Origin of the sequence: Luteitalea pratensis, from assembly GCF_001618865.1 — a bacterium.
Classification (GTDB): Bacteria; Acidobacteriota; Vicinamibacteria; order Vicinamibacterales; family Vicinamibacteraceae; genus Luteitalea; species Luteitalea pratensis.
This window is the reverse complement of record NZ_CP015136.1, coordinates 2,750,352-2,773,982: the sequence shown is the minus strand read 5'-3', so window position 1 is coordinate 2,773,982 and position 23,631 is coordinate 2,750,352. Positions and strand designations below refer to the sequence as shown.

Below are 23,631 nucleotides of genomic sequence, written 5' to 3'. Positions count from 1 at the left end.
CTCAGGCCGCGTCGTGGTTGCGCACCGTCACCGCGGCCAGTTCGGTGACGTGCCGTCGCGTTTCGACAAGCGTCGATGCCACACGGGTGGCGCCCGCCTCGAGCAGCGGCCCGAGGTCGAGGTCAGCCAGGTCCGGCGGCGCCCACCGGCCGACGACGATCGGCAGATCGGGAAGCGCTGACCGGAATTTCTTGACCAGGTAGCGCGCGCGTGTCGGCGGACTCGGGCGGAGGTCGCCAAGGCACAGGATCGATCCTGGGGTCGATCGGAGCCGCTCGACGACTTCGGACGCCAGCACGCGCGGCGACAGCACGGTCATCGCGATCCCAACCGGCGCGATCAGCGTCGACAGCATCAGCAGCGCGACTTCGTCGGCAGCGCCGTTGACAGGAACGCCAATCACGATCCGTGCGTCGCCTGCCGCGGCCTGTTCCGTCAGGGACACAGGTTCGGACCCGCCGAGGTCCCCGAGCAGTTCCCGCGTGGCCTCGACGACGTCCTGCTCCTCCTCGGCCGACACCCGTTCCTCGAGCCGATCCCGCTCGGCATACACCAGCGCCGGGACCATGACCGCGTCGAACACCTGATCCCGTGACTCGGCCGTGCCGGACTGCTCGAGGATGTCGCCCGCTTCGACGATGTCGCGGGCCAGCAGGCGCTGGTAGTAGCGCTGATCGATCGTCATCGTCGGCTGATCGGACATCAGCGTCGCGAGGAATTCGAGCCCGGAGACGTACTTGCCGAGCACCACGACGCACACCGTCAGCGGCGTCGCCAGCAACAGCCCCATCGGTCCCCACAACCATGTCCAGAAGGCCACCGAGACGAGGAGCCCGACCTGCGACACGCCTGCGGCGCCGGCGTAGAGCACCGTCTCGAGTACGAGATTGGTTACCAGTTCCAGGCCGACGAAGAGCAGCGCGACGTAGATCGGGCGTGTCCAACCCGGCAGAGCGGCCAGCGCGACGGCAAACGGCGCGACGGCCGCGATCAGCGGCCCGACGTACGGGATGAAGCGGAGTGCGGCCGCCAGCGCGCCCCACAGCACGAAGTACGGCACGCCGATCAGCCACAGTCCGACACCGACGCCGATGCCGTAGATCGCGTTGACGAGCGCCTGCATCAGCAACTGGCGGCTGACGCGCGCGCCCGCCTCTTCGAATGCTCGCGTGGTGACGGCGAGATGCCCATGGCCAACGACCGAGATGATCCGGCCGCGCAGGTCCTCGCGCTCGAGCAGCATGAAGATCACCATCGTGATCACGAGGCCGCCGGTGGCGAGGGGCCCCATCGCCGGGCCGAGCCAGCTCGGGAAGCCCCATAACGAGGCCTGCTGTTCGGAACTCACGACGAGCGGCGTGGCGGCGCTGCCGCGTGTGCCCTGATCCTGCTGGAACTCCTGCTGGATGTCGGTCAGCGTCTTCTGGACTTCACCGACCGAGCCGCCGCGTGACGCCCGCCGCACGTCGGCGGCCTTCTCCCGGATGTTGGCCCTGTACGCGGGCAAATCGGCGACCAGCGACGTCAGTTCGCGACTGAGGACCCACGTCGCGGCCGTCAATCCGGCGAACACCACGGCCACGACGAGACCGACTGCGGGCACGCGGCCGATGCGCCGCTGCAGTCGGGTCACCGGTCCGGCCAGCATGAAGGTGATGAGCGCGGCCATGGCCACCGGGACCAGGACCACCTGTGCCCAGTACAGGATCCCCACCGCCATCACGAAGCCCGTGAACGAGAGCCAGGTATTGAGCGCCTTGAACCGATCTTCCACGTTGCCTCACGTCCGCGTACGGCGCACTGGGACCCAGGAGCCGGCCCTGGCTGGCAGGAGCGCAGCCAGGGCCTCATGGCAGTAGTACCACGACCACTGACGGCGCTCACTGGACGGGCGCCATGGGAGCGAGAACGTCGCTGCCTGGCGCTCCGTTCGACATTCCCGGCATTCTCGGCATTCCGGCATTACCTGGCTCTTGCCCGCAGGTAGGTAATGGCCCGCTGTCCCGGCGGGCCGGCCCGGCGCCGGGTTGACAGGTCCTGATTCCCTGCCACCATATGTGTCGAAGGTTGAGGCAACAACGGACGTGCCCCCATCACGATTCCCGATCCCGCAAGGGACACTCGACATGTTGATCCTGCAGGTGCTGGCGCTGGAGCCGGCACACGGCTACGCCATCGCGCAGCGGCTGCTGCAGATCTCGCGTGCGGTCGTGCAGGTCAACCAGGGGTCGCTCTACCCTGCCCTGCACCGGCTCGAGCAGAAGGGCTGGCTCGAGTCGGAGTGGCGCCAGTCCGATGCCGGGCGCGACGCCAAGTTCTACGTGCTGACGCGGACCGGACGCAAGCAACTGGTTCTCGAGAAGGAATCGTGGGGCCGCCTGACCGAAGCGGTGCGACTCATCTTCGAGGCGGGTAATTAGCGATGGCGAGACTGCTGAACCTCCTGCCGTGGCAGCGGCGCCGGCTCGAGCACGAGTTGGCGCGTGAGTTGGCGGACCACATCGAACGACGCGTCGATGACCTGGTGCAGTCCGGCGTGGACGTCGCCGACGCACGGCGACGCGCCGGGCTCGAGTTCGGCAGCGTGACCCAGGTCCAGGAGGAGGTCCGTGACGCGTGGTTCTGGCGCTGGCTCGACGACCTCGGCCGCGACATGCGCTACGGCGTCCGCGCGCTGCGCCGAAGCCCGGTCTTCACGGCCACTGCCATACTCTCGCTCGCCATCGGCATCGGCGCCAACGCGGCGCTCTTCTCGCTGGTCGATCGGATCCTGCTGCGCGTGCTGGCCGTCCCCGAGCCCGGGCAGCTCGTGCGACTGGCGTGGACGGGCAGCGACCTCACCGGGAAATGGGGCAGCGGCGCGCTGGTGTCCTATCCGCTCTGCCGCGAATTGTCCGAGCAGGTCCAGGTCTTCGACGGCGTGCTCTGCAGGCATCCGACCATGGTGGCCCTGTCGATGGGGCGCGAGCGCGAACAGGTGCGGGCCGAGATCGTGTCCGGCTCCTACTTCCAGGTCCTCGGCGCACATCCCGCCACGGGCCGGCTCTTCGACCGCTCCGACGATGAGCCGCCCGGGACGCGTCCGGTGGTCGTGCTCTCGCATGCGTACTGGCGCGACAACAGATCGAGCGGTCGCTGCGGATGGAGCGATTGCTGGCGACGCTGTCAGGCAGTTTCGGCGCGATCGCGTTGCTGCTGTCGGTGGTGGGGCTCTACGGGGTGATGTCGTTCGTCGTCACGCAACGCACCCCGGAAATCGGGGTGCGACTCGCGCTTGGCGCAACGCCGGCCGCCGCGCTGTGGCTGGTCACGCGTGACGCCGTGGTCATGCTGGCTCTGGGTATGTCCATGGCCATCCCGGCGACGTGGGCGTTGGGACGATGGATCGAGGCCCAACTGTTCGGAGCGAGCCCCTTCAACGCCCGAATGATCCTCCTGGCCAGCGGCGTGCTCGCGGTGGTCGGGCTCGCGGCGGCACTGTTGCCCGGCTGGCGCGCCGCGACGGTGAGTCCGGTGGACGCGCTTCGGGTCGAGTAGGCGCGACCGGTCGACACGACGATCGCGCCACGAATACGCGTGCTCAGGCGGTGGGGCCTGACGTCGGGCTTCGCATGGCGGCTACCATCTCGCCCGATCCCGACCCCCATCGAGAGATGGTTCTGACCGCCTGTGTGAACGGCACGTCGACGGGATGCACGCGTTCCCGCGCAAGGACGTAGACGGCCCCGGCAAACGGTGTCGGGATGGATGGCACGAACACCGTGTAGCGTCCGTCGGCAAGTTCTTCGATGATGAACGAGGGGACCAGCGCATCCTCGATCTCTGACAAGGCCGGCTGCCACGCGCTCTCTTCGGTGTCCCCGGCCAGCCGCTGGGTGAGACTGCGCAGCAGGCCGTAGCCGGGAAGCCGCTCGAAGAACACCTTCTCCATCTTTTCTCGAATCGCCCGCCCCGCCTTCGTCCGCACGGCCGCACCTACCAGGAAGCAGGCCAGCAGGACCAGCAGGAGCGAGAAGAATGTCTCGGCCGGCAACCAGTCAGGCACCATCGCCGCGAACGGCTTCACCAGGCGCGCCGCTGACTGCATGCCCTTCAGCAGCAGCACGATCGCTAGGTAGACGGGCACGACGATGAAGATGCCACCGACCAGCGTGTTCACGACGAACTCGCGTGCTGCCTTCATGCGTCAGGTCCTCCCATGATCACAGTCCTCCCAGCACCAGTGCGGCCCACGGCACCTCGGCATACAACAACACCGTCGCGTAAGTCGCCACGTACACGGCCTTCGACCAGCGGTCGCGCGGGCCGCAGTTGCTCAGGCCGAGGACGATCAGCAGCCAGCCGAACCCGGCGACTGGCGCGAACGCATACGTGGTCAGGCAGAACAGCACAACGATACCGTGCCTGGCGGTGAGCAGCGCCGGCCGAGTGACCGGCGCCAGCCAGAGGGCGGCGGCCAGGCTCTCCATCGCGAGCGTCCCCCACGTCGCGACGAGCACCAGCGCGCGAAAGCGACCCGGTGCCTGCAGCACCTTGGGCTCCAGCAACTCAGCGCCGCCCGGAAGCGGCGTGAGGTAGTCACGGTTCTCCCGCAGTTGCGCGTCGCTGATCCCGCCCAGGAGCTGCACGGCGTCGGCAAAGCGATCGTCGGTCAACATGGTCACGGCAAAAAAGCGGCCGTCGCGATAGTCGGGCGACAACACCGCCTTCCAGAGCACCGCGAACGCGAACACGATGCCGAGCAGCAGGCGACCGGTACGTGCCAACTGGCTCGCAGGACTCTCGAACCTCAGCGCCAGTGCAATGCCAAGACACCAATACGCGAGCAGGTAGATGTGATTGTCGGGCAGCGGCCACTCGAGGAACACCCGGACAGCGACGAGGAAGGCCATGGCCAACCAGACCGCCGGCGCCCGCAGCCATGGCCCGGAGACAAGTCCGAGCATCGACAGCAGGAGCAGCGGCGCGCGCACGTACCACGGTCCCATCGGACGGAGCAGCAGCCAGATCAGGGTGAGACGCAGTGCGACGTGAATCGGACCGGTCGGTCCCGGACAGGTGACCCAGCTACGGAGCCGCACGGAATTCGTGTCGCCGCAGCAGCCGATCCCGCGGCATCAGTGAGCCTGCGGCGAACTCGACGCGCCAGACCTCGATTCGTACCTCGTCGGCGGGTCGGCCCTGCCTGCGCTCGCGTGCCACCACCGCACGCGCCAGGCGCTCCAACTGAGGTTCACCCGGGAGGATCTCGACCGCGACCGTCAGGTCCTCGAGCGACGGTGGCACCGTGAGTTCCTCGGATCGCTCGGACGCGCGGACGAACAGGCGAGCGTAGCGGAACGGCCGTCCGTCAAGCGTCGAGAACATCCCGAAGCCACCTCCCTTCCACGGGCTCAGCATCGTCACGCGGGTGAGGATGATCTGTGTCGTCGCAACGACGGTCAGCAGGACGGCCGGGATCGCCGCCCACCAGCGCTCATGCACCAGGCTCACTTCGGCGTGGCGACCTGATACCCGTTGGACACCTTCTGGTAGTAGGTCGTCCCGCACTGCGAGTAGGCGGTGCCACCCTTGTTGACCGACGTGCAGCCAGCGGGCAGGGTCGGGACCACTGCGCCAGCCGGCGGCTCCACGACCTGGTAGACCACCTCTCCCTCGTGCATGGCCTTCGTGTAGTACGAGCCGCTGTCGTAGTAGTAATTGTTGTTGTTGACCGTGACTGGGGCGGCCTGCGCCGGAGGCTTGGAGAGAAGCGTGCCGATCGCGATGCCGCCAGCGACGCCGATCGCGATACCTGCGGCCGTCTTCCACGCGTCGTTATCCTCGTACACGGCGACGCCACCGCTGTAGTGGTAGCGTCCAGCCCTCGCCGCACCTTCTTCCCCGACGACCACGGCGCCGCGACGGCCCACGGCGACCGCCGCCTCCTCGCCGACCGCCACGCCGCCGCGCGCGGCGGGAGCGGCATAGCCGCGGTGTACGGTTTGCACGCCCTCTTCGGTCTTCACGGCAGCGCCGCGCCGGCCGACCGCTGCGGCGCCCTCGTCGGTCTTCACCGCTGCGCCGCGCCGCCCCACCGCTGCACCGCCCTCGTCGGTCTGCACGGCACCGCCACGGCGCGCTGCGCGCGCCTGCGCCATGAGGCCAGCCGAGGTCTGCATCGCCAGCAGTACGCCCAGCCCCGCCGCGACCGCTGCGCGGGGCCACTTCCTGGTATTCGATCGTGCTGTCATCGTGACCTCCGGGCGTTACTCACGCTACTGCTTCGGTGCGCCAGACGCGGTCGGCGCCTGCGTGGCCGTCGGCGCAGGTGTCGTGGGCGCGCCGACCACGATCTGGATCCGCTCGTAGCCGGCGGGTACCTCAGGGGTGAACGTCGCATCCGTGGCTTCGGCGCCGAACGTCCACTTGTCGAACGTCACTTCGGTCGTCCTCGCGCGCGTCGCCGTCTTGTTCGTGATCACGAACTTCCTGGGCACCGGATCGCCCGTCTCGGCGACCCACAGATCCCAGTCGACCGCGGGGTGCTTGTAAGCCACATGGGCGCACGCGACGCCTTCGACCGTCTCGCTGCCAACATAGCCACCGGTGGATTTCGTGCCGATCAGGGCGTCGTATGGCGAGCTGTACAGGAAGTCGGCCAGTGGAACCGGCATGGCGAGGTGGTCGGCCATGCGATCGAGGGTCTCGTCGATGGTGGCGGCGGCGTTGGCGCGAGCCCACACCTTCTGCGGATCCGAGACGAGTGTCAGCTTGCTGCCGTCGTACCAGCCACGCAGGTTCATGTCGCCGGTGATGCGCAACGCGAGTCGATCGGGTCGTCGCACCGTGACCTGGCGCTTGGTGTGTACCGTGATCTCCTTGCCACCGCGCGAACGCTTGCGCGTGTCGGCGGTCTCGACCGTGAACGTCTTGGCCTGAGCCAGATGGTCGCTCATGCGCTTGACGATCTCGTCGCCGCGCTGTTTCTTCGCTTCCGGTGTCGCGGGCTCTCGTGAGCAGCCCGCAACGAGCAGGCTCGCGAGACAGGCGGCAAGCGCGACGCCGGTTCGTGCGCGGACGCTGCCGAGGAATGTGTCCATGCTGGCTCCCGTTGATGGGCGTGCAAATGGCTGCATCGCCTGAGTCCACGTCGCCGCGTAGGGAACCCGCCGCGAACAGAATGCGTCGGCCGCCGCAGCACACGTCTGATGGGGCCCACGCCTGCCTGGGCGTTGGCGTCCGCGAAGTCGTGGAGCCGAAACCCTGAATGTGGCGGTAGCCTACCGAATGGGGGCTGACGGGACTATTGGACCAAGAGCTAGACATCGAACATCGCCGCAGGTCGACGCGCAAGCCTGGCCGCAGTTGCATCGTCCTGCTTCTCGATTCCTCCGATCGCCATGGCTACGCCGGGGCGGACCCGGCGGACCCGCAGGTACTCGCACGCATCACCGCCGGCGTGCACGCCTGCTGGCCGCGACAGCGCGTGCGCGTGAGCCGGTGTGTTCCGGGCACCGACCGGGTCGCGTCGCGGACATCGCTGTCGCCTGACGGCGTGGAGGTGGTCGCCAGTCCGTTCTTCACGGACGCGAAGCGGTTGCGCGCGCTGGCGCTCCCACGCGGGGCGCTGATGACGGTCCTGCGTCCAGCAGCCCTGCTGCTGCCAGCTGATGTGCTCCGCGCCACGCTCGAGCGCGCCCGCCAGGCGCAGTTGGACGTCGCCATGGTGGACGGTGTCCCGCCCGAGGTCTTCTACGTCGCAAGTGCCCGCGCGCATGCGATGGCGGAGGCCGCCGGGGCGGTCGCCGGGGCCGTGACCATCCCCCAGGCCATCGAACGCCTGCGGCGGCTCGGGCTCTCGGTCCGCGAAGTCCCGCTGGCCGTCGCGCGCCTGGCACCCGAGGACGTGGGCTGGCCGGATCGCGCGCTTGCGGAGGCGCTCGACGGATCTGCGTGGAAGGAGTGGCCGGCGGCGCCGCTGCTCGAGCTCGACTCCCGTTCTCGGCTCGCCGCTGCCCTTCGCGCGCACGACGAGGATCGCGCTCGCGACCGGGAGCGGCTGCGGCGCGCGCGCGGCCCCGCCACGTGCGACGGCATGGATCGGCGGCGGTCCGTGCTCGTGACCGTCCCGGCCATGTACCAGTCGGGTGCCAACGCGGCGTGGGAGGAGATGTTGACCGCATTGCCCGCCGATGACATTGCGTTTGTCTGCGGCCGCGACACCGCCCTCAGGCGCCTCCTGGACGCGCGGGGTTTCACGACATGGCAGACCACTGACGGCATGGGGCCGCGCAGCGCCCGGGATGCGGCGGTGTTCCTCGAAGCGCTCCACACGGTGCGTCCCGACGTGATCCACTTCGACGGTGCCGAGGGCAGCACGTGGGCACCCGTCGCGTTCGCGCGTGGGACACGGATCGTCCAGCATGTGCGGCTGAACGAACTGGAGCGGTTTCAGCCGGCATTCGCCTTTGCCGATGCCATCGTCGCCGTCGCGCCCCATCTCCAGCAGCGCATCGCGGCACGACTCGGACCGTCGGCGCGGGTGGAGCACATCGCCGACGGCATCGATCTGCAGGCACGTGTTCCTGTCGCGTACGGCCGCCCGGCGGATGGCCGAGTGCGCTGCCTGTGCGTCGGGCGGATCGAGCCCGAGAAAGGGACAACTCAGGTGCTCGACATCTCGAGAGCGCTCGCGGCGCTCGTGCCATGCGACCTGCTGGTCGTCGGCTCGTGTGGACACGACCCGGCGTATTGCGACGCGTTCACGGCCGACGTCCTGGCCGCCGCACCGCCACTGACGGCGACGTGGCGGTCGTTCACGCATCCCATCCACGCCCTGTATGCGCACGCTGACGTGGTGCTGGTGGGATCGAGGAACGAGGCGCTCGGCATGGTTGGCCTCGAGGCGCTGGCCGCGGGATGCCTGCTCGTGGCGCGCCGCTCGGCCGGGTACGCGTGCATCGTCGACGAATCGCGTGACGAGGGGTTGCTGTTTGACGGCAGTGACGCACCGGCCGTGGTCGCTGCACGCATCGTCGAGGCACTCGGCGAGCGCGAGCGGTTCGCCGTCGGCGGGCGGCGGAAGGTGGAGAGCACGTTCGACGCGCGCAACACGGCGGAGCGTCTCCTCGCGTTGTGGCGCGACCTGGCGCGAGCGTCGACCTGAAGGTCGACGCCGACATCTGGCGTAGCCGCCGACCTTCAGGTTGGCGGGCGGCGGCTGTATTCAGCAATCAGGGCCGCATGGCCCCGGTCGCAGATCCGCGACGCGCGCGCACGGCGTCGGCAGAAATTGCTGGCGCCGCGTTGCCCCACGCCTGGCGGACGTACGTCAGGATGGCCGACAACTGGTCGTCCGGCAGTGCCGCCAGCGGCGGCATGCTCGGGTACGCCGGGTCCTCGTCGCGGCCACGCAGGACGATGTCGACAAGGGCATCGGGCGGTCCGGTGACCCTGGGACTGCCGGCGAGCGGCGGGGCGAGTGATGGCAGTCCGCGGCCGTCGGCCTGATGACACGCAGCACAGAGGGCGTAGGCCGCCCGGCCCTGCTCGACGAGCGCGGCCGTTGCCGCGTCGCGGGGTGGCGCCGCGGTCGTGGCAGGCTGGCGGGCGCGGTTGGACGCCTGCACGCCCTCGAGCACGGCCTCCCGCTGCCACGGCACACCAGCGTTGGACTCCGATGACAGCCGACGCAGCGCAGCGACCTGCTCGGCTCGTCCTTCGTTGCTGATCGCCGTCGCCAGGGCCGTCACGAGCGCGCGATGCTCCGGGCGATCCGATGCCCACGATGGCGATCGCACGACCGTGTCGAGCGTCTGCGCCTCGCGTCCCGCCAGGCCGCTCATGAAGGCGTCGATCACGAACGGCGCCGCCACGTCGCGGCGCAACAGGCGCATCCGCGCGTCGCCCACATCGGACGCGTCCGACGCTCCGAGCGTGTAGAGCACCTGGCGACGGACCGACACGTCCGAGTCGTCGGCCAATGCCATCACGGCCCGTCGCATGGCGGCGGCCGGCAGCCGTCCCTCCGCGACGCGCAACGCCGCGATACGGACGTGTGGCGATGTGTCAGTCAGGCGCGCGCGCACCAGGTCGTCGTCCGCGCCTCCGAGCCCCTCCAGCGTCCAGAGCCCGTGCAGGCGGACGCGCGGGTCCTCGTGCGACATCGCCAGCGTACGCACCGCCGGCACGACCGCCTTCGAGCGCGAGGCGACGAGCATTCGCTGCGCCATGTCGCGCCAGTGGCCGTTGGGATGCGCAAGCACGGGCACCCACGCGGCGACATTCCCAGGCGCAATCGTCGGCAGTGTGCCGAGCGGCCGACCTTCATGGACGATGCGGTAGATGCGGCCCATGCCGCCAAAGGGGTGCTGCAGGCCGCGCTCCACGATCTGGTTGCGCAGGAACGTCGTCATGAAAATGTGGCCTTCGATGATGCCGCGGTACATGTCGGCCACGTACAACGCGCCGTCGGGTCCGGTGGCGCTGAAGACCGGGCGAAAGCGCTCGTCGTGCGAGAACAGGAACTCGCGCTCGGCGTAGGCGTTCTTGCCGGTGATGATGCCGTCCCGTTCGGTCAGGACCGAGCGGCGAATCAGCCGGCCCGCGGACTCACCGACAAACACGTTGCCGCGGTACGCCTCCGGGAACTGATCCCCGCGATAGACCGAGGGCGCCGCGTTCGCCGTGAACGCCGCCAGTCGGCCGTCGTCGCGCAGTTGCGCGCGCCGGTTGACGCCAGGCGTGATCGCGTGCGGCCAGACGTCGTTGTCCATGCCGACACGCACGTCCACGCCAGCCGATGCCGTGTAGTGGGGATTGCGGGTCGCGTAAGCCGCGGGAACGAGACTGCCGCGGATGTGATCCTGGTTGTAGCTGAAGAACAGGCGCCCGAAGTCGTCGTGCGACATGCCCCACTGACCCGCGAGACGGCCCGACGGCACCTTGAGAGTGGTGTCTCCGGCCAGCCGCAGACGCTGGTCCACCTGCAGGCCGTAGGTCCAGTTGTCGAGGGTCCATGACGGGCTGCTCGGCGCCAGGTGCGGGTTGACCGGAATCGGGAGTCCGCCTTGCAATACCTCGCGGAGGTCGGCCTTGTCGTCGCCATCGGTATCGCGCAGGACCACGATCTCCGGCAGCGCGAAGACGAGCACGCCGCCATCCACGAGCTGGATGCCCCGCGGCCAGTCCATCTGCGCAAACACCGTCCGCGTGTCCATGCGCCCATCGCCGTCGGTGTCCTTCAGGACCACGAGCCGGCTGACCGGCGTCGGCTGCGGCTCGAGGCCCGGCAGCACGTCATGGAGGGGCCAGTTGTAGGACGGCCACTCGAGCACCCACAGCTGGTTCCGATGATCGAAAGCGAACGCAATCGGATCCTGCACGAGCGGTTCCGAAGCCACGAGCTCGATGCGGAATCCTGGCTGCAGGTCCATCATGCGCATCGACTCGTCGGGCGAGCGCACCGGGGCAGGAGGAATCTTCCAGTGGGCAGGGGGCGGTGCGGTGTCGATACTGGCTCGATCGCCCACTTGTGCCCCGAGTCCGCCAGGCACCCAGGCAACCGCGGCAAGCAGACCGACCACGAGGGCGGCGCCGCGTCGGATGAGCGCGTGGCGGATGTTTCGGACGGTTTCGTGGGCGGTTTGCGTAGGCGTCGAGCTTGCTCGACGCATCGGCGACGAGACGGCCGGGCTCGGAGAGCCGGCCCTACCTGGCCCTCTTCGCGGCCGTGTTGCGCCGTTCATCGCCCTGTCGTCACGGCAATCATGTCGATGACCGTGCCCTTCCCCGGTCGTCCCGTGCCCTGCACCGAGATCTTGGAGGCAGCCGGCGGACGCGCCGCCTCGTAGACCGACGGGCGGATCGTGTTGATTTCCTGGTCGGCTGCCTTGTCCGATACGTAATACGTGGCTTTCACAAGGTGGCGCACGTCGCTGCCGGCGGCCGTGAGGAGCCGGCGCAGCTCGTCGAACACCTCGCGGACCTGCGCGGCCGGGTCGGCCGAGGCGCCGGTCAGGCCGGACACGAAAATGGGCCGGCCCGCAAAGACGCGAGCGACGCGGCTGTACCGCGACAGGATGGGTTCCACGAAGGACACACGCTCACCGGCGCCCACGGCGCCCGGCGCAGCGGCCACGACTTCGATCTCGACGGGCAGCGACGCGTCGCGCCATTCGGTGACCACCTGCGGCGGGGCTGTTCCCTGGAACGCGCCGGCGACGAGCTGCTGCAGTTGTTCGGCTCGCGCCATGTTGCCGAGGAACGCCTTCACCTGGACGACGTGATCGAGTCCGAGGCCGACACCCTGCAGGTCGGCGCGCAGCTGCTCCATCGTCGCGCGAACGGCGGGCTCGAACTCGCCGGGTGCGGCGCGGCCCGAGACAATGACGAAGGGGCCCTCGGGCTGCACTGCGACGTGCGCCCCGGCACCCACCGTCGGCCGCAGCCCGGCGACCGAGATCCGCTCCGACGCCCCGACGGTGGTGCGGGCCGTCGCCGCGACGGCATCCATCGCCACGAGCACACCGGCGTGCGGCATTCGCGATTCGACGATCGTCACGGCGGGCGCCGCGGCGCCATTGAAGCGCTCGGCGAGCAGCCGGTCGACTGCTGCCGTGACCGAGGCGTCCGCCACGTACACGTGCAATCGGGCGAGCCGATCGAGCCCGGTGCCGGCAGCCCGAACTGCCGTGTCGAGGCTGCCGAGCACGTAGGTGGCTTGCGCGTAGGCATCGCCGGCGCCCTGCAGACGGGACTGCGCATCCAGCGGGTACAGGAGGGCCGAATGCACGAGCGCGCCCTCCTCGACCACCACTGCGGCGGCACGGCCGCTGCGGGGATCTGCCTCGATGGCGCGCAGGCGGACACCCCCCGCCCTGGTGGATGCCTGGTGCGATGCCGGGGACGTCATGCGGGTCTCCCCTTGCGCCGATGCCGGGATGCCGCCGCTGCAGACGGCCAGGACGAGGCCGGCCGACACGAGCCTGGCGTGGGGCGGTCCGAATCCGGCAGACATGTCCATCGTGGTTGCAGTCTAGCGTGAGCCAACGTCCCACCGAGTTCAGGGCCCGCACGCCGCTCCTGCTCGCCATACAGTAAAGTGCTTCGCGAGCGCTGCCGTGTGCGTGACCTGCACGTCCGTCAGCCGGACACAACCGCCGCCGATGACACACCGAAGCCGAGCAACGCTGGTCGCTTTCCGTAGCAGCGCGACCGCTCACGACGATGGACGCGCAGGCATCGCACGCCGCCGATGACGACTGGGCCTACGCAGGGTGGCAGCATCCTGGACCACATCGGAAACACGCCGCTCCTCCGCCTGACGCGTGTCGGAGGCATGGGCGACGGCGTGCCCGATGGCGTCGAGGTCCATGCCAAGGCCGAGCACCTCAACCCCAGCGGATCCGTGAAGGATCGTGCAGCCCTGGGGATGACGCTCGAGGGGCTCCGTTCCGGAGCCATGGCGCCTGGCAAGATGATCCTCGACGCCACCAGCGGCAACACGGGGATTGCCTACGCGATGATCGGCGCGGCCCTCGGCTATCCGGTCACCATCTGCCTGCCGTCCAACGCGAGCCCCGAGCGCAAGCGCATCCTGCGGATCCACGGCTGCGAGGTCATCGACACCGACCCACTGTCTGGCACCGATGGTGCGCAGAAGGAAGCGCGGCGGCTGGTGGCACAGTCTCCGGATCGCTATTTCTATCCCGACCAGTACAACAACCCCGCCAACTGGCGGGCCCACTTCGATCACACCGGCGTCGAGATCTGGGAGCAGACCGGCGGGCGCGTCACACACTTCATCGCCGGGCTCGGCACCTCGGGGACGTTCATCGGCACGGCACGCCGCCTCAAGGAGTACGACGCGCGCATCCGGTGCATCTCGATGCAGCCAGACATGCCGCTGCACGGCCTGGAGGGCATGAAACACATGGCGAGCGCGGTCGTGCCCGGGATCTACGACGCCTCGGTGGCCGATGAAGAGGTGGTCGTCGGCAGTCATGAGGCGCAGGACATGGCGCGACGCCTCGCCCGCGAGGAGGGGTTGCTGGTCGGAGTCAGCGCCGGGGCCAACGTCTACGCGGCTGTGCGCCTCGCACGCACGCTGCCGCCTGGATCCGTCGTCGTGACCATCCTCTGCGACACGGGCAGCCGTTACCTGAGTGAGCAATTCTGGACTGGAGACGTACGGTGATCGTCCCGCCGGACGCGCATGGTTCTGCGATCGCCCGCCACGCCGAATCCGATCCCGCCGAGGAATGTTGCGGGTTGATGCTGGGGCGCTTCTCCGACGACGGGACCACGATCGTCATCGAAGGCCTTGCAGACGACGCTGCGCGGGGCCGCTAGACCGCGGTCTCCTCACCCATCGGTCGCGGTGGGACCAGCCACTCCTCGAGATCGGCGATGGCGAGCGTCGGTACACGCTCGTGGAGCAGCAGCTCCGTGGCCAGCACCTGTGGCTCTGCGTGGAAATGCTGCTGCAGGACGTTGTCGCAGAGGACGTTGCAGACCGCCAGCAGGCTCATGCCCTGGTGGTGCGCCATCCAGGCGCGCACCGGTAACGGCTCCCCGTAGCTGACGTCCACCGCCTCGTACAGCCCGTACACGCCGGCCCAGCCGAGGCGCTCGATGCGGCGCAGGTTGCGCAGGCTGCCGCGAACGTCGATCAGCAGCGCCAGGAACGACGAGTACGGCGAGATGACGAGCGCCCGGCCGTTGCGCGGATTGAGCGCGACGTCCGGCAGGCCGAACGCGGCATAGCCGTACTCGTGGCCGCCTGGCCCGACGAATCCGGATTCGGACACGCCCCAGGGCAGGTTGCGTGAGCGCGTGAACGCCTGCTGCAGCCGCACGATCGCCTTCATGCTGTCCTGCATGAGTGTGCGCGGGTAGTGACGCATCCAGATCGCTGGCATGAGGTACTCGAACATCGTGCCCGTCCACGAGGCGAGCACCCGGGTACGCCGCGATGCGACGTGCGTGCGTCCAAGGTGGAACCAGCTGTCCTGCGGAACATCGCCTTTCGCGATGGCCACGAAGGCCGCAATCCGTGCCTCAGACGCCAGCAGGTCATACGTAGAGCTGGCGAGGGCGGCGATCGCCGCGTCGTAGCCGACCGAGAGCGTCTTCTTGCGCAGGTTGTACAGGAAGGCGAAGTCCATCGCGCCGACGTACTGATCCACCTGCTCGGCGATGGCCTCGAGGTCCGCGCGTGTCGCCGGCGTGAGCCCCGCCGACATCCACGCACGTGCCTGCGCCAGGCGCTCGACGAGCTCCACCGCCCACCAGGACACGTCGTCGCCCGAATTCGCACTGACTTCGAGAGCCGTCACGTCCGCTGCGAAATGGCGCGCCAACTCTTCGAGCTGCGGCAACGCCGACGCCCACGCTCCGTCCACGCGCAACACGCGTTCCGCGAGCGCGTGTGCGCCCGGATGGCTCGTGCTGGCAAGGAGCCGGGCCAGATCACGAATGCCGCCCCAGAGCCGATCCGCTGGCGGCGCCTCCCGTGCGAACGTCGTCGCCGCCTGCTTCAGTGTCCACAGGCTCGCCACGAGGTTGCCGCTGTCGACAGTGGAGACGAACATCGGGTCCAGCACGCGGCAGGTCTCGACGTCGGTCCAGTTGGGCACGTGGCCGCGGATCAGGGGCAGCTTGCGCATGCCGTCGAGGGTCAACCGGGTCTCGCGCGCGAACTCCTCGACCGTGAGCTGGCCCAGGTGTACCGCCGCGACGCGGGCGTTCAGCAGGAAGCCGAGATTGGTCGGCGAGAGCCGTTCGGCCGCGACGCCATCCTCGCGCACGTGATCCGGGATGAGCCAGTTGCGTCCCGCGGTGCTGAACTCGCGAAAGTAGCGCCACATGCGCCACGCCTGCGTGCGCAGCCACGCCTCGTCGTCTGCCGACACGGCGACGCGGCCGTTGCCGGGCGCGCGACTGAGCCAGGCGGCGAGCGGGCGGGCGCAGAACCAGAGCGCCAGCACCGGCGAGGCGGCCGGCACCGATGACGGACGAATGGCGACCAGGGCGGCCAGCAGGGTCAGGACGATCGCCGGCGACCAGTCGAGGTAGGCGTCGGCTGCTCGCTTCGGCCCGCTGGCGTTGCGTGTCTCCGCCGCGGTTTCCCATTCGAGCAGTCGCTTCCTGGTCACGAACACGCGCGACAGCGACCGCACGATGGCATCGAGCGCGAGCAGGGCGTCGTACAGCAGGAAGGTCAGCGTCAGCATGACCATCAGATGCTGGCGGGCGAACGAACGCAGGGTGCTTGCGCACCATCGCAGGAATCCGGTGCGTCCCCACGGCGCGCGCAGCAGCGAGACAGCCAGTCCGGCGTACACGGGCAGCAGCAGCATCGCGATGCTCAGGGCCGTCCACAGTCCCGCACCACCACGCAGCACGAACCAGCCGGCGAGCAACAGCAACACCATCGCGGGCTCGAGGAGGCTGCGGCGCAGGTTGTCGAGAATCTTCCAGCGCGAGATGGCGTTGAAGTGGTTCTCGACCATGCGGCCGAGGCCGTCCGGCACGCGCGGCATCAGCCAGCGGAGGATCTGCCAGTCGCCACGCATCCAGCGGTGCTTGCGTCGGCTGTAGGCGCTGAAGTGCGTCGGGTAGTCGTCGATCAGCTCGATGTCGGACACCAGCGCGGCCCGCGCCACGATGCCTTCGATGAGGTCGTGACTGAGGAGCGCGTTTTCCGGGAAGCGCTGTTCGAGCACGGCATGGAACGCGTCGACGTCGTAGATGCCCTTGCCGGTGTAACTGCCTTCACCGAACAGATCCTGGTACGGGTCGGAAATCGCCCGCGTGTAGATATCGATGCCGGTCTGTCCCGACAGCAGCCGCGCCAACCAACTGCGCGACGCCGACTGCGTGCTGATGCCGATGCGCGGCTGCAGGATGCCGTAGCCTTCGACAACCTGCTGGCTGGCGTGATCGATCACGGCCCGGTTCAGCGGATGCGCGAGCGCGCCGATCAGGCGGTGCGCGGCCTCGCGCGGCAGCTGCGTGTCGCTGTCGAGCGTGATCACGTAACGGATGCGCGGCAACACGTCGAGGTTGCCCACCTTCACCGGGAAGCTGTCGTATCCGCCCCGCAGCAGCCGGTTCAGGTCCAGTAGCTTGCCGCGCTTGCGCTCCCATCCCATCCACCGCTGCTCCGACGCGTTGTACACACGGTGCCGATGGAACAGGTAGAACGGTGTCCGTCCCGCGGTGCCATACCGCGCATTCAGGCCGTCGATCAGGGAGATTGCCAGGGGCACGAGGGGCTCGCACGCGGCACCAGCACTGTCGACGGCGTCCACCGAGTCGCTCAGGAGCGCGAAGTAGAGCTGCGGGTCGCGGTTGGCGAGGTACCGAATCTCGAGGTCCATCACCAACTCGTGCACGTGCTGCTCGTTCAGCAGCAGCGCAGGCACCGCGACCATCGTCTCGCAGTCGGGCGGGATGCCTTTCGAGAAGTCGAGTTTGGGCACGCCCCGCGGGCGCGTCACGGCGGGCACGAGCGCGTTGACGAATTCGACCGCCGCCTGCATCGCCGGCAGCAGCAGGAGCAGGAAGGCCACCCAGATCGTGGCCGGGGCGTCGATCAGGTCGAGCGTCGACACGACGATCGCCAGCGTCACGAGGCTGACGCCTCCCAGGTAGAACCCGGCCGGGGCGCTGGTCACCACGTCGGCGACGCGCCGAAGCAACGGAGCGCGGTAGCCGACGAGAGTCTTGAGCGCCGGCAGGCCGTCGTCCACCAGGTAGTACCCGACGTGGGTGCGCCGCGTCCCGGCATCGATCACGCCCGGCGCCTGGGCGTCGGCCACCGCATCGGCGAGGCACACGGCTGCCTCCGCAACCTCACGCTCGCTTGCGGACCCGTGACGCGCCAGGTGGGACACCACGTGGCGATAGGCGTCCCGGCTGCCGTCGTCCATGGCCGCGTAGGCGCCCGACGGGTCGGCCACCAGTACGCCATCGACGACGCTGACCGCGGCGAACAGCTGCTTCCAGTTCGCGTCGCCAATACGGCGGATGCTGTCGATCAAGAGCGGCAGCCGCGCTTCGTCCACGTCGGCGGCAGCCTCGACGACCCGGTGCAGCAGTTCGAGCATCAGCGCTCCGCGCACCGCCCATAGTTCGCCGAGCTGCAGGTCGTGTGCGTCCTGCGCGCCGCGAAGGAAGGCCGCGAGGCCCTCCTCGCTGAAGCCGGCCTTCGCCGCATCGTCGAGATAACCGGCAGCGAGCACACTCACGCGCGGTCGCTCGGCGCCCGCGTACGACACCGACGGATAGTCGTGCGAGTTCCAGAGGAAGTCGCGGGCCTCGCTTTCGGCCGAGGCGAGCAGGCGCGCGTTCTCGGTGAGCCACGTGCGCACGTCAGCCGAGGCGTAGGTCCGCGCCATGGCGGACTTCAGGTGCACCCGAAGACGCGCAGTCAGACGCCGGATCTGGCTCGCCCTGCCGTGACCTCGTCGTGCCTCGGGCAACGCCAGCGCCGCCTCCCGGCCGACCCGCCGGCACGCCTGCAGGTCGATGCGGGCATCACCACCAGGCACGATGCCGATGCACGCCGCAACCCGGCTGGTGACCCGTGGGTCGACGGCAGGCTCATGCATCTTCATGGCGTGGTCACCCGTTGTCTTTCAGCGATAACTCGCGGCCTGCAGTTCGAACATCCGCGCATACCGACCGCCATGCGCCACGAGGCTGTCGTGATGTCCGTCTTCCTTGATGTGTCCGTCCGACAACACGACGATGCGGTCCGCCATGCGGACGGTCGAGAAGCGGTGGGAGATGAGGAGCGCCATTTTGCCGGCGGTGAGTTCGGCAAAGCGCTGGAAGACCTCGAGTTCGGCGCGCGCGTCCAGCGCGGCCGTGGGCTCGTCGAGGATCAGTAACTGGGCATCACGCAGGTATGCGCGGGCGAGGGCGATCTTCTGCCACTCACCACCCGAGAGATCGACGCCGCCTTCGAAGCGGCGGCCGAGCAGCTGGTCGTACCCCTGCGGCAGCCGCGAGATCACGTCGTGGGCCAGGCTGCGGCCAGCCGCCTTGCGAATCCGCCAGTCGTCGCCAGCGGCGTGCAACCGGCCGACGGCGATGTTGTCGCGTGCGCTCATCTCGTACCGGACGAAGTCCTGGAAGATGACGCCGATCTCGCGGTGCAGATCCTCGATGTCGTACTCGCGCAGGTCGACACCGTCGAGCAGGACGCGGCCCGCGGTCGGGTCGTACAGACGCGTGATCAACTTCACCAGCGTCGTCTTGCCCTGCCCGTTTTCACCGACGAGCGCGACGCGCTCGCCGCGCGAGATGCGGAAGTCGAGGTGCTCCAGGACCGGACGCGGGTTGCCGGGGTACTGGAACGAGACGTCCTCGAAGACGAAGCCGTCGCGAATCGGCCGCGGCGCCGGTATCGCATGCGCGACCTTCGACAGCGTCGGCGTCACGCGGAAGAACTCGATCAGATCGGTGAGGAACAGCGACTGGTCGGCGATGTTCGAGAACGTCGCGAAGATCGACTGGATGTTCGCGCTCGCGCCGGCGATGCTGCCCGCGATGAACTGCAGGGAGCCCCATGAGAGGTCGCCGGTCACGGTGCGGTAGATCACATACGCGTAAGCAGAGTAGTAACTCGCGCTGCTCACGACCGATAGCAGGCTGCCCACCGCCAGGCGGCGGCGCGAGAGCGCGACGTTCTGGGCATAGAGGCCGTCGGACAGTTCCGCGTACTGGCCGGTGATGTAGCTTCCGAGACCGAACAGCTTCAACTCCTTGGCGGTCTCCTTGCTCGCGCCGAGCACACGCAGGTAGTCGAGCTGACGGCGCATCGGCGTCTGGCTGAGGTTCAGGGAGTAGCCGAGGAATGCGAAGTGGCTCTCACCGAGGAACGCCGGCACGACGGCGAGCACCAGGACCACCATCAGCCACGGCGAGAAGAACAGGACGCTGACCGAGAGGCTGACGACGATGATCAGCTGCTGCGCCAGCGCGCCGATCGCATGGATCATCGTGATGCGGTCGGTCGCCTGCGCACGCGCGCGCTCGAGCCGATCGTGAAACGCCGGGCTTTCGTACGATGTCAGATCGAGCTGCGCGGCATGTTCCATCACCCGCACGCTCACGTGCCGCGTAAACCTGTCGGCGAGCAGGCCGTCGAAAAAGCCGGTGGTACGGCCGAGCACGCCGCCGAGGATTGCCAGGCCGCCCTCGAGCGCCACCAGCCACCAGAACTCTGGCGGCAGGCTGCCGCCGCCGGTCTTCACCTGGACCGCGTCGAGGATCCATTTCGAGACCGACAGCATCGCGAGCGGAATGAGCGAGGCTGTAATGCGGAACACCCAGCCGGCGGCGACCACGGCCGGGCCGGACTCCCAGACGAGGCGCATCAGCGCAGGGACATGGCGCAGTGCTGCCGCGCGGTGTTTCCAACCATTCCAGAAGGGGGGCGTTTTTTCGGCCATGGCGTCGCGCCGCGTTGCTCGGCGCACCGTGCGGTTGCAACAACGGGGCCAGCCGGCACACGTAGTCCGGACCGACAGTAAACGAACGACGTTCGCGTCGCATGTGTTCCGTAAAGACCAGCACAAGAACGCGCCGCGGCTCTCGACGGCTTCAGGCGAGAAGTGCTGGTTGCCCCCCAGAAGTCAGCCACACGAGCAGTTTTTACATACACGAGAACAGGCGATCCTTGCGGGTCACCCACTAATGCCGAGCTGCATTGCATGTCAGATGAGGTGATCTGGCGGCTATCTCATGTGCTGGTCCGGGTAAAGTACAGTCGAGGTCGAAGCCTCATCCAGGCAGTTCCTGTGGAGCTGCAGAGCAAGCCCGCCCGTACCTGGAGGTGCTCCGAAAGTCAGTAGGCTTCGACCTCGACGAGGCGGCTGTAGCTGTCGCTGGCGCCGGTGGTCACGATCCGGATCCGGGCGGTGCTGACGGCCGGGAACGTGACCGTGCGCCAGACGTGCTGGTTGCCGGTGATCGTGCCGCCGGGCACGGTCAGCCACTGCGCGCCATCCCAGTACTGGAGGGTGAAGCTGGTGAGGCCGTACAGGCTGAAGGTTTGCGTCGCGGTCGGCTCGAGCGGATTGCTGTAGTTGTCCTGGACGCTGAAGACGCGGACCTCGCTAATGGTCCGGGGGCCGGCGAAATCGACCTGCAGCCAGTCGGGGAAGCCGCCCGGCGTGGCGTCGTTCCAGCCGGTGCCCGCGCCCCAGTTGGCGCCTCGACGGTCGCCGTTGATCGCTCCGGCGGGGCCGTAGCCGGGATAGGTCGTCGACGCCGATGCCGTGGCGCCCGCACTGGCCGCCGCGACATTGCTGCCCGACGGAACCACTGGCGCGACGGTCTCATAGGCCTCGACCTGGGTGAGGCGGCTGTAGCTGTCGCTGGTGCCGGTGATCACGATCCGGATCCGCGAGGTACTGATGGCCGGGAACGTGACCGTGCGCCAGACGTGCTGGTTGCCGGTGATGGCGCCGCCGGGGACGGTCAGCCACTGCGCGCCATCCCAGTACTGCACGGTGAAGCTGGTGATGCCGTACAGGCTGAAGGTCTGCGTGGTGGTCGGCTCGACCGGATTGCTGTAGTTGTCCTGGACGCTGAAGAGGCGGACTTCGCTGATGGTCCTGGTGCCCGCGAAATCGACCTGCAGCCAGTCGGGGAAGCTGCCCGGCGTGGCGTCGTTCCAGCCGGCGCCCGCGCCCCAGTTGGCGCCTCGACGGTCGCCGTTGATCGCTCCGGCGGGGCCGTAGCCGGGATAGGTCGTCGACGCCGAGGCCGTGGCGCCCGCACTGGCCGCCGCGACGTTGACGCCAGACGGGACCGCCGGCGCGGCCGCATAGGCTTCGACCTCGACGAGGCGGCTGTAGCTGTCGCTGGCGCCGGTGGTCACGATCCGGATCCGGGAGGTACTGATGGCCGGGAACGTGACCGTGCGCCAGACGTGCTGGTTGCCGGTGATCGTGCCGCCGGGCACGGTCAGCCACTGCGCGCCATCCCAGTACTGCAGGGTGAAGCTGGTGAGGCCGTACAGGCTGAAGGTTTGCGCCGCGGTCGGCTCGAGCGGCTTGGTGTAGTTGTCCTGGACGCTGAAGACGCGGACCTCGCTGATGGTCTTGGGGCCCGCGAAATCGACCTGCAGCCAGTCGGGGAAGCTGCCCGGCGTGGCGTCGTTCCAGCCGGTGCCCGCGCCCCAGTTGGCGCCTCGACGGTCGCCGTTGATCGCTCCGGCGGGGCCGTAACCGGGATAGGTCGTCGACGCCGAGGCCGTGGCGCCCGCACTGGCCGCCGCGACGTTGGTCCAGCCCTCGGGCGGCACTGGCGGAGACGTGGGCGGCGCCGTCACGGTCGTCGTGAACTCGTCCGCACCGACATCCGGCGCAGCGCCCTCGGGCCGCGCCTCGCCGTCCCAGTCACTCGCCGTGCCGGCGGCCACCGTCCCCGCGTCGATCGCGGCGACGGCGTTGGCGCGAACGTGAAGGTTGCCGGCCGCCGGCGCCACGAACATGTCTGCGTTCGCTGTCAGCACGTTGTTGTGGAGCACCGCCTGTGCGCCGTCGCGCTGACGGATCGTGCCGTCGACGAGGTTGTTCGCGATGTAGACGTTCACCGCGCTGGGATACCGGTATTCGATGGCGTTGGGATAGTTGTCCGAGATCAGAATCGTGTTGTGGAGCACCCGCTTGTCCGGCGAGTCGAATACGGCGATACCCACGTCACTGAAGATTCCAGGATCGCGGTAGATCATGTTGTTGCGAATGACACCGCCGGTGTGTTCGTCGGGCGTGCGGTCGTTCACGCCGAACATGATCTCGCGCTGGCAGTTGATGAAGGTGTTGCCCTCCACCGTTGTCTCACTCGAGCCATTCCACACGAGCACGGCAGGACCGATGAGCTGAGTGGTGCCAGGCGCGCGCAGATTGCGGAACAGATTGTGGCGGACGTGCCAGCCGGTTGCCGTGTGAATGTCGATCCCCTTGGGGTAGTCGTCGCGTCCGCGGTTGGTGAATTCGATCGTCGAGTACTGCAGCACGCCGCCGTCCACGCCGCCGCCCTGTCCGTCCGGGTTGGACTTGACGAATTGCTCCCCGGAATCGATCAGATGCACATTGTGTATGAGAGGACGCTGGGTGCCCGCATTGAAGATGATGTCGTGAAAATAGAAGTCGCGAATCGTCAGGTTGGCGATGGTGATGGCCTGCACGTCGCCACCGGTCCATATGCCGTACGGGACGTTGCCATATGACGCGTTGGTCATCCCGGCGCCGACGATGGCCACATCGTCCGGATTGTTGGTGGCGCCGCGGATACCGACGTTGCTGAAGGTGCCGTGGATATACAGCGTGCGCGTCAGGCGATACGTGCCCGGGGCAAGGACGATCGTCGTATCGGATCGCAGTTGGGCCATGGCGGCCTGCAGCTGCGACTCGGTCGAAACATTGATCACGCTGCCGACCACGGCGGGCAACGCCGGAGCAGGTGAGACCGGTTCGGCGAAGGCCGCGGTCGCAGACAGCAGGAGCACGGTCGCGACCAGGCCCGGCAGGGCGGTGGCCGCGGGCCACGAAGAGCGATGAAACATGGGACGCGACTCCGGAAGGCGCACGCGCATGGGCGCAGGCGTCGGTCGCGTCAATGCACGAG

The 23,631-nt window shown here is 68.5% G+C and carries 17 protein-coding genes; 6 read left to right on the top strand and 11 right to left on the bottom strand.

The genetic code is table 11. From position 1 onward, the window contains the following. Position 1: 1 nt before the first annotated feature. Entirely contained in the window at positions 2 to 1,774 is a 1,773-nt protein-coding gene (locus tag LuPra_RS11395) for an AI-2E family transporter (protein WP_110170852.1), read from the bottom strand. A gap of 310 nt (positions 1,775 to 2,084) precedes the next feature. Between LuPra_RS11395 and LuPra_RS11390 the strand changes: the two genes are divergently transcribed. The 3 genes from LuPra_RS11390 to LuPra_RS11380 are packed head-to-tail and all read left to right on the top strand — an operon-like array spanning position 2,085 to position 3,537. Beyond that, positions 2,085 to 2,420, top strand: coding sequence for a PadR family transcriptional regulator (locus tag LuPra_RS11390; RefSeq protein WP_237050901.1), 336 nt, complete (start codon positions 2,085 to 2,087; stop codon positions 2,418 to 2,420). 2 nt (positions 2,421 to 2,422) lie between these two features. Continuing rightward, positions 2,423 to 3,223, top strand: coding sequence for a permease prefix domain 1-containing protein (locus LuPra_RS11385; RefSeq protein WP_110170850.1), 801 nt, complete (start codon positions 2,423 to 2,425; stop codon positions 3,221 to 3,223). Continuing rightward, entirely contained in the window at positions 3,151 to 3,537 is a 387-nt protein-coding gene (locus tag LuPra_RS11380) for an FtsX-like permease family protein (RefSeq protein WP_162271360.1), read from the top strand. The genes LuPra_RS11385 and LuPra_RS11380 overlap by 73 nt, the downstream gene beginning before the upstream one ends. 43 nt (positions 3,538 to 3,580) lie before the next feature. On the opposite strand, the gene LuPra_RS11375 is transcribed toward LuPra_RS11380, so the two are convergent. The 5 genes from LuPra_RS11375 to LuPra_RS11355 are packed head-to-tail and all read right to left on the bottom strand — an operon-like array spanning position 3,581 to position 7,082. Beyond that, on the bottom strand, positions 3,581 to 4,183 hold the full coding sequence (locus tag LuPra_RS11375) for a DUF502 domain-containing protein (RefSeq protein WP_110170848.1): 603 nt from the start codon (positions 4,181 to 4,183) through the stop codon (positions 3,581 to 3,583). Positions 4,184 to 4,202: 19 nt separating this feature from the next. Next, positions 4,203 to 5,081, bottom strand: coding sequence for a hypothetical protein (locus tag LuPra_RS11370; protein WP_110170847.1), 879 nt, complete (start codon positions 5,079 to 5,081; stop codon positions 4,203 to 4,205). Further along, positions 5,068 to 5,493: a hypothetical protein gene (locus LuPra_RS11365; RefSeq protein ID WP_110170846.1), complete on the bottom strand. Its 426-nt coding sequence runs from the start codon at positions 5,491 to 5,493 to the stop codon at positions 5,068 to 5,070. The genes LuPra_RS11370 and LuPra_RS11365 overlap by 14 nt, the downstream gene beginning before the upstream one ends. Beyond that, positions 5,490 to 6,233 carry a DUF6515 family protein gene (locus tag LuPra_RS11360; protein ID WP_110170845.1) on the bottom strand — a complete coding sequence of 248 codons (744 nt, stop codon included), beginning with the start codon at positions 6,231 to 6,233 and terminating at the stop codon, positions 5,490 to 5,492. The genes LuPra_RS11365 and LuPra_RS11360 overlap by 4 nt, the downstream gene beginning before the upstream one ends. A gap of 24 nt (positions 6,234 to 6,257) precedes the next feature. Next, a complete protein-coding gene (locus LuPra_RS11355) occupies positions 6,258 to 7,082 on the bottom strand; it encodes a DUF2092 domain-containing protein (RefSeq protein ID WP_157899020.1) in 825 nt (274 codons plus the stop codon). A 206-nt stretch (positions 7,083 to 7,288) separates the two neighbouring features. Between LuPra_RS11355 and LuPra_RS11350 the strand changes: the two genes are divergently transcribed. Next, positions 7,289 to 9,148: a glycosyltransferase family 4 protein gene (locus LuPra_RS11350; protein WP_110170843.1), complete on the top strand. Its 1,860-nt coding sequence runs from the start codon at positions 7,289 to 7,291 to the stop codon at positions 9,146 to 9,148. 67 nt (positions 9,149 to 9,215) lie between these two features. Here the strand turns inward: LuPra_RS11350 and LuPra_RS11345 are convergent, their stop codons facing one another. Both LuPra_RS11345 and LuPra_RS11340 read right to left on the bottom strand, forming a co-directional pair. Next, entirely contained in the window at positions 9,216 to 11,567 is a 2,352-nt protein-coding gene (locus LuPra_RS11345) for a DUF7133 domain-containing protein (RefSeq protein WP_157899019.1), read from the bottom strand. A gap of 158 nt (positions 11,568 to 11,725) precedes the next feature. Beyond that, positions 11,726 to 13,006, bottom strand: a complete 1,281-nt coding sequence (locus LuPra_RS11340; RefSeq protein WP_110170841.1) for a RidA family protein — start codon at positions 13,004 to 13,006, stop codon at positions 11,726 to 11,728. A 231-nt stretch (positions 13,007 to 13,237) separates the two neighbouring features. Between LuPra_RS11340 and LuPra_RS11335 the strand changes: the two genes are divergently transcribed. Together LuPra_RS11335 and LuPra_RS11330 are read left to right on the top strand one after the other, a co-directional pair. Next, entirely contained in the window at positions 13,238 to 14,179 is a 942-nt protein-coding gene (locus LuPra_RS11335; RefSeq protein ID WP_110170840.1) for a PLP-dependent cysteine synthase family protein, read from the top strand. Then, positions 14,176 to 14,334 carry a Mov34/MPN/PAD-1 family protein gene (locus tag LuPra_RS11330; protein ID WP_157899018.1) on the top strand — a complete coding sequence of 53 codons (159 nt, stop codon included), beginning with the start codon at positions 14,176 to 14,178 and terminating at the stop codon, positions 14,332 to 14,334. The genes LuPra_RS11335 and LuPra_RS11330 overlap by 4 nt, the downstream gene beginning before the upstream one ends. Here the strand turns inward: LuPra_RS11330 and LuPra_RS11325 are convergent. From LuPra_RS11325 to LuPra_RS11315, 3 genes are all read right to left on the bottom strand, one after another. Next, positions 14,331 to 18,605 carry a glucoamylase family protein gene (locus LuPra_RS11325; protein ID WP_110170838.1) on the bottom strand — a complete coding sequence of 1,425 codons (4,275 nt, stop codon included), beginning with the start codon at positions 18,603 to 18,605 and terminating at the stop codon, positions 14,331 to 14,333. The two genes, LuPra_RS11330 and LuPra_RS11325, sit on opposite strands and share 4 nt — an antisense overlap. Before the next feature lie 21 nt (positions 18,606 to 18,626). After that, positions 18,627 to 20,447, bottom strand: coding sequence for an ABC transporter ATP-binding protein (locus LuPra_RS11320; RefSeq protein ID WP_110170837.1), 1,821 nt, complete (start codon positions 20,445 to 20,447; stop codon positions 18,627 to 18,629). 395 nt (positions 20,448 to 20,842) lie between these two features. Next, entirely contained in the window at positions 20,843 to 23,569 is a 2,727-nt protein-coding gene (locus LuPra_RS11315) for a discoidin domain-containing protein (RefSeq protein WP_162271359.1), read from the bottom strand. Positions 23,570 to 23,631: the final 62 nt, after the last annotated feature.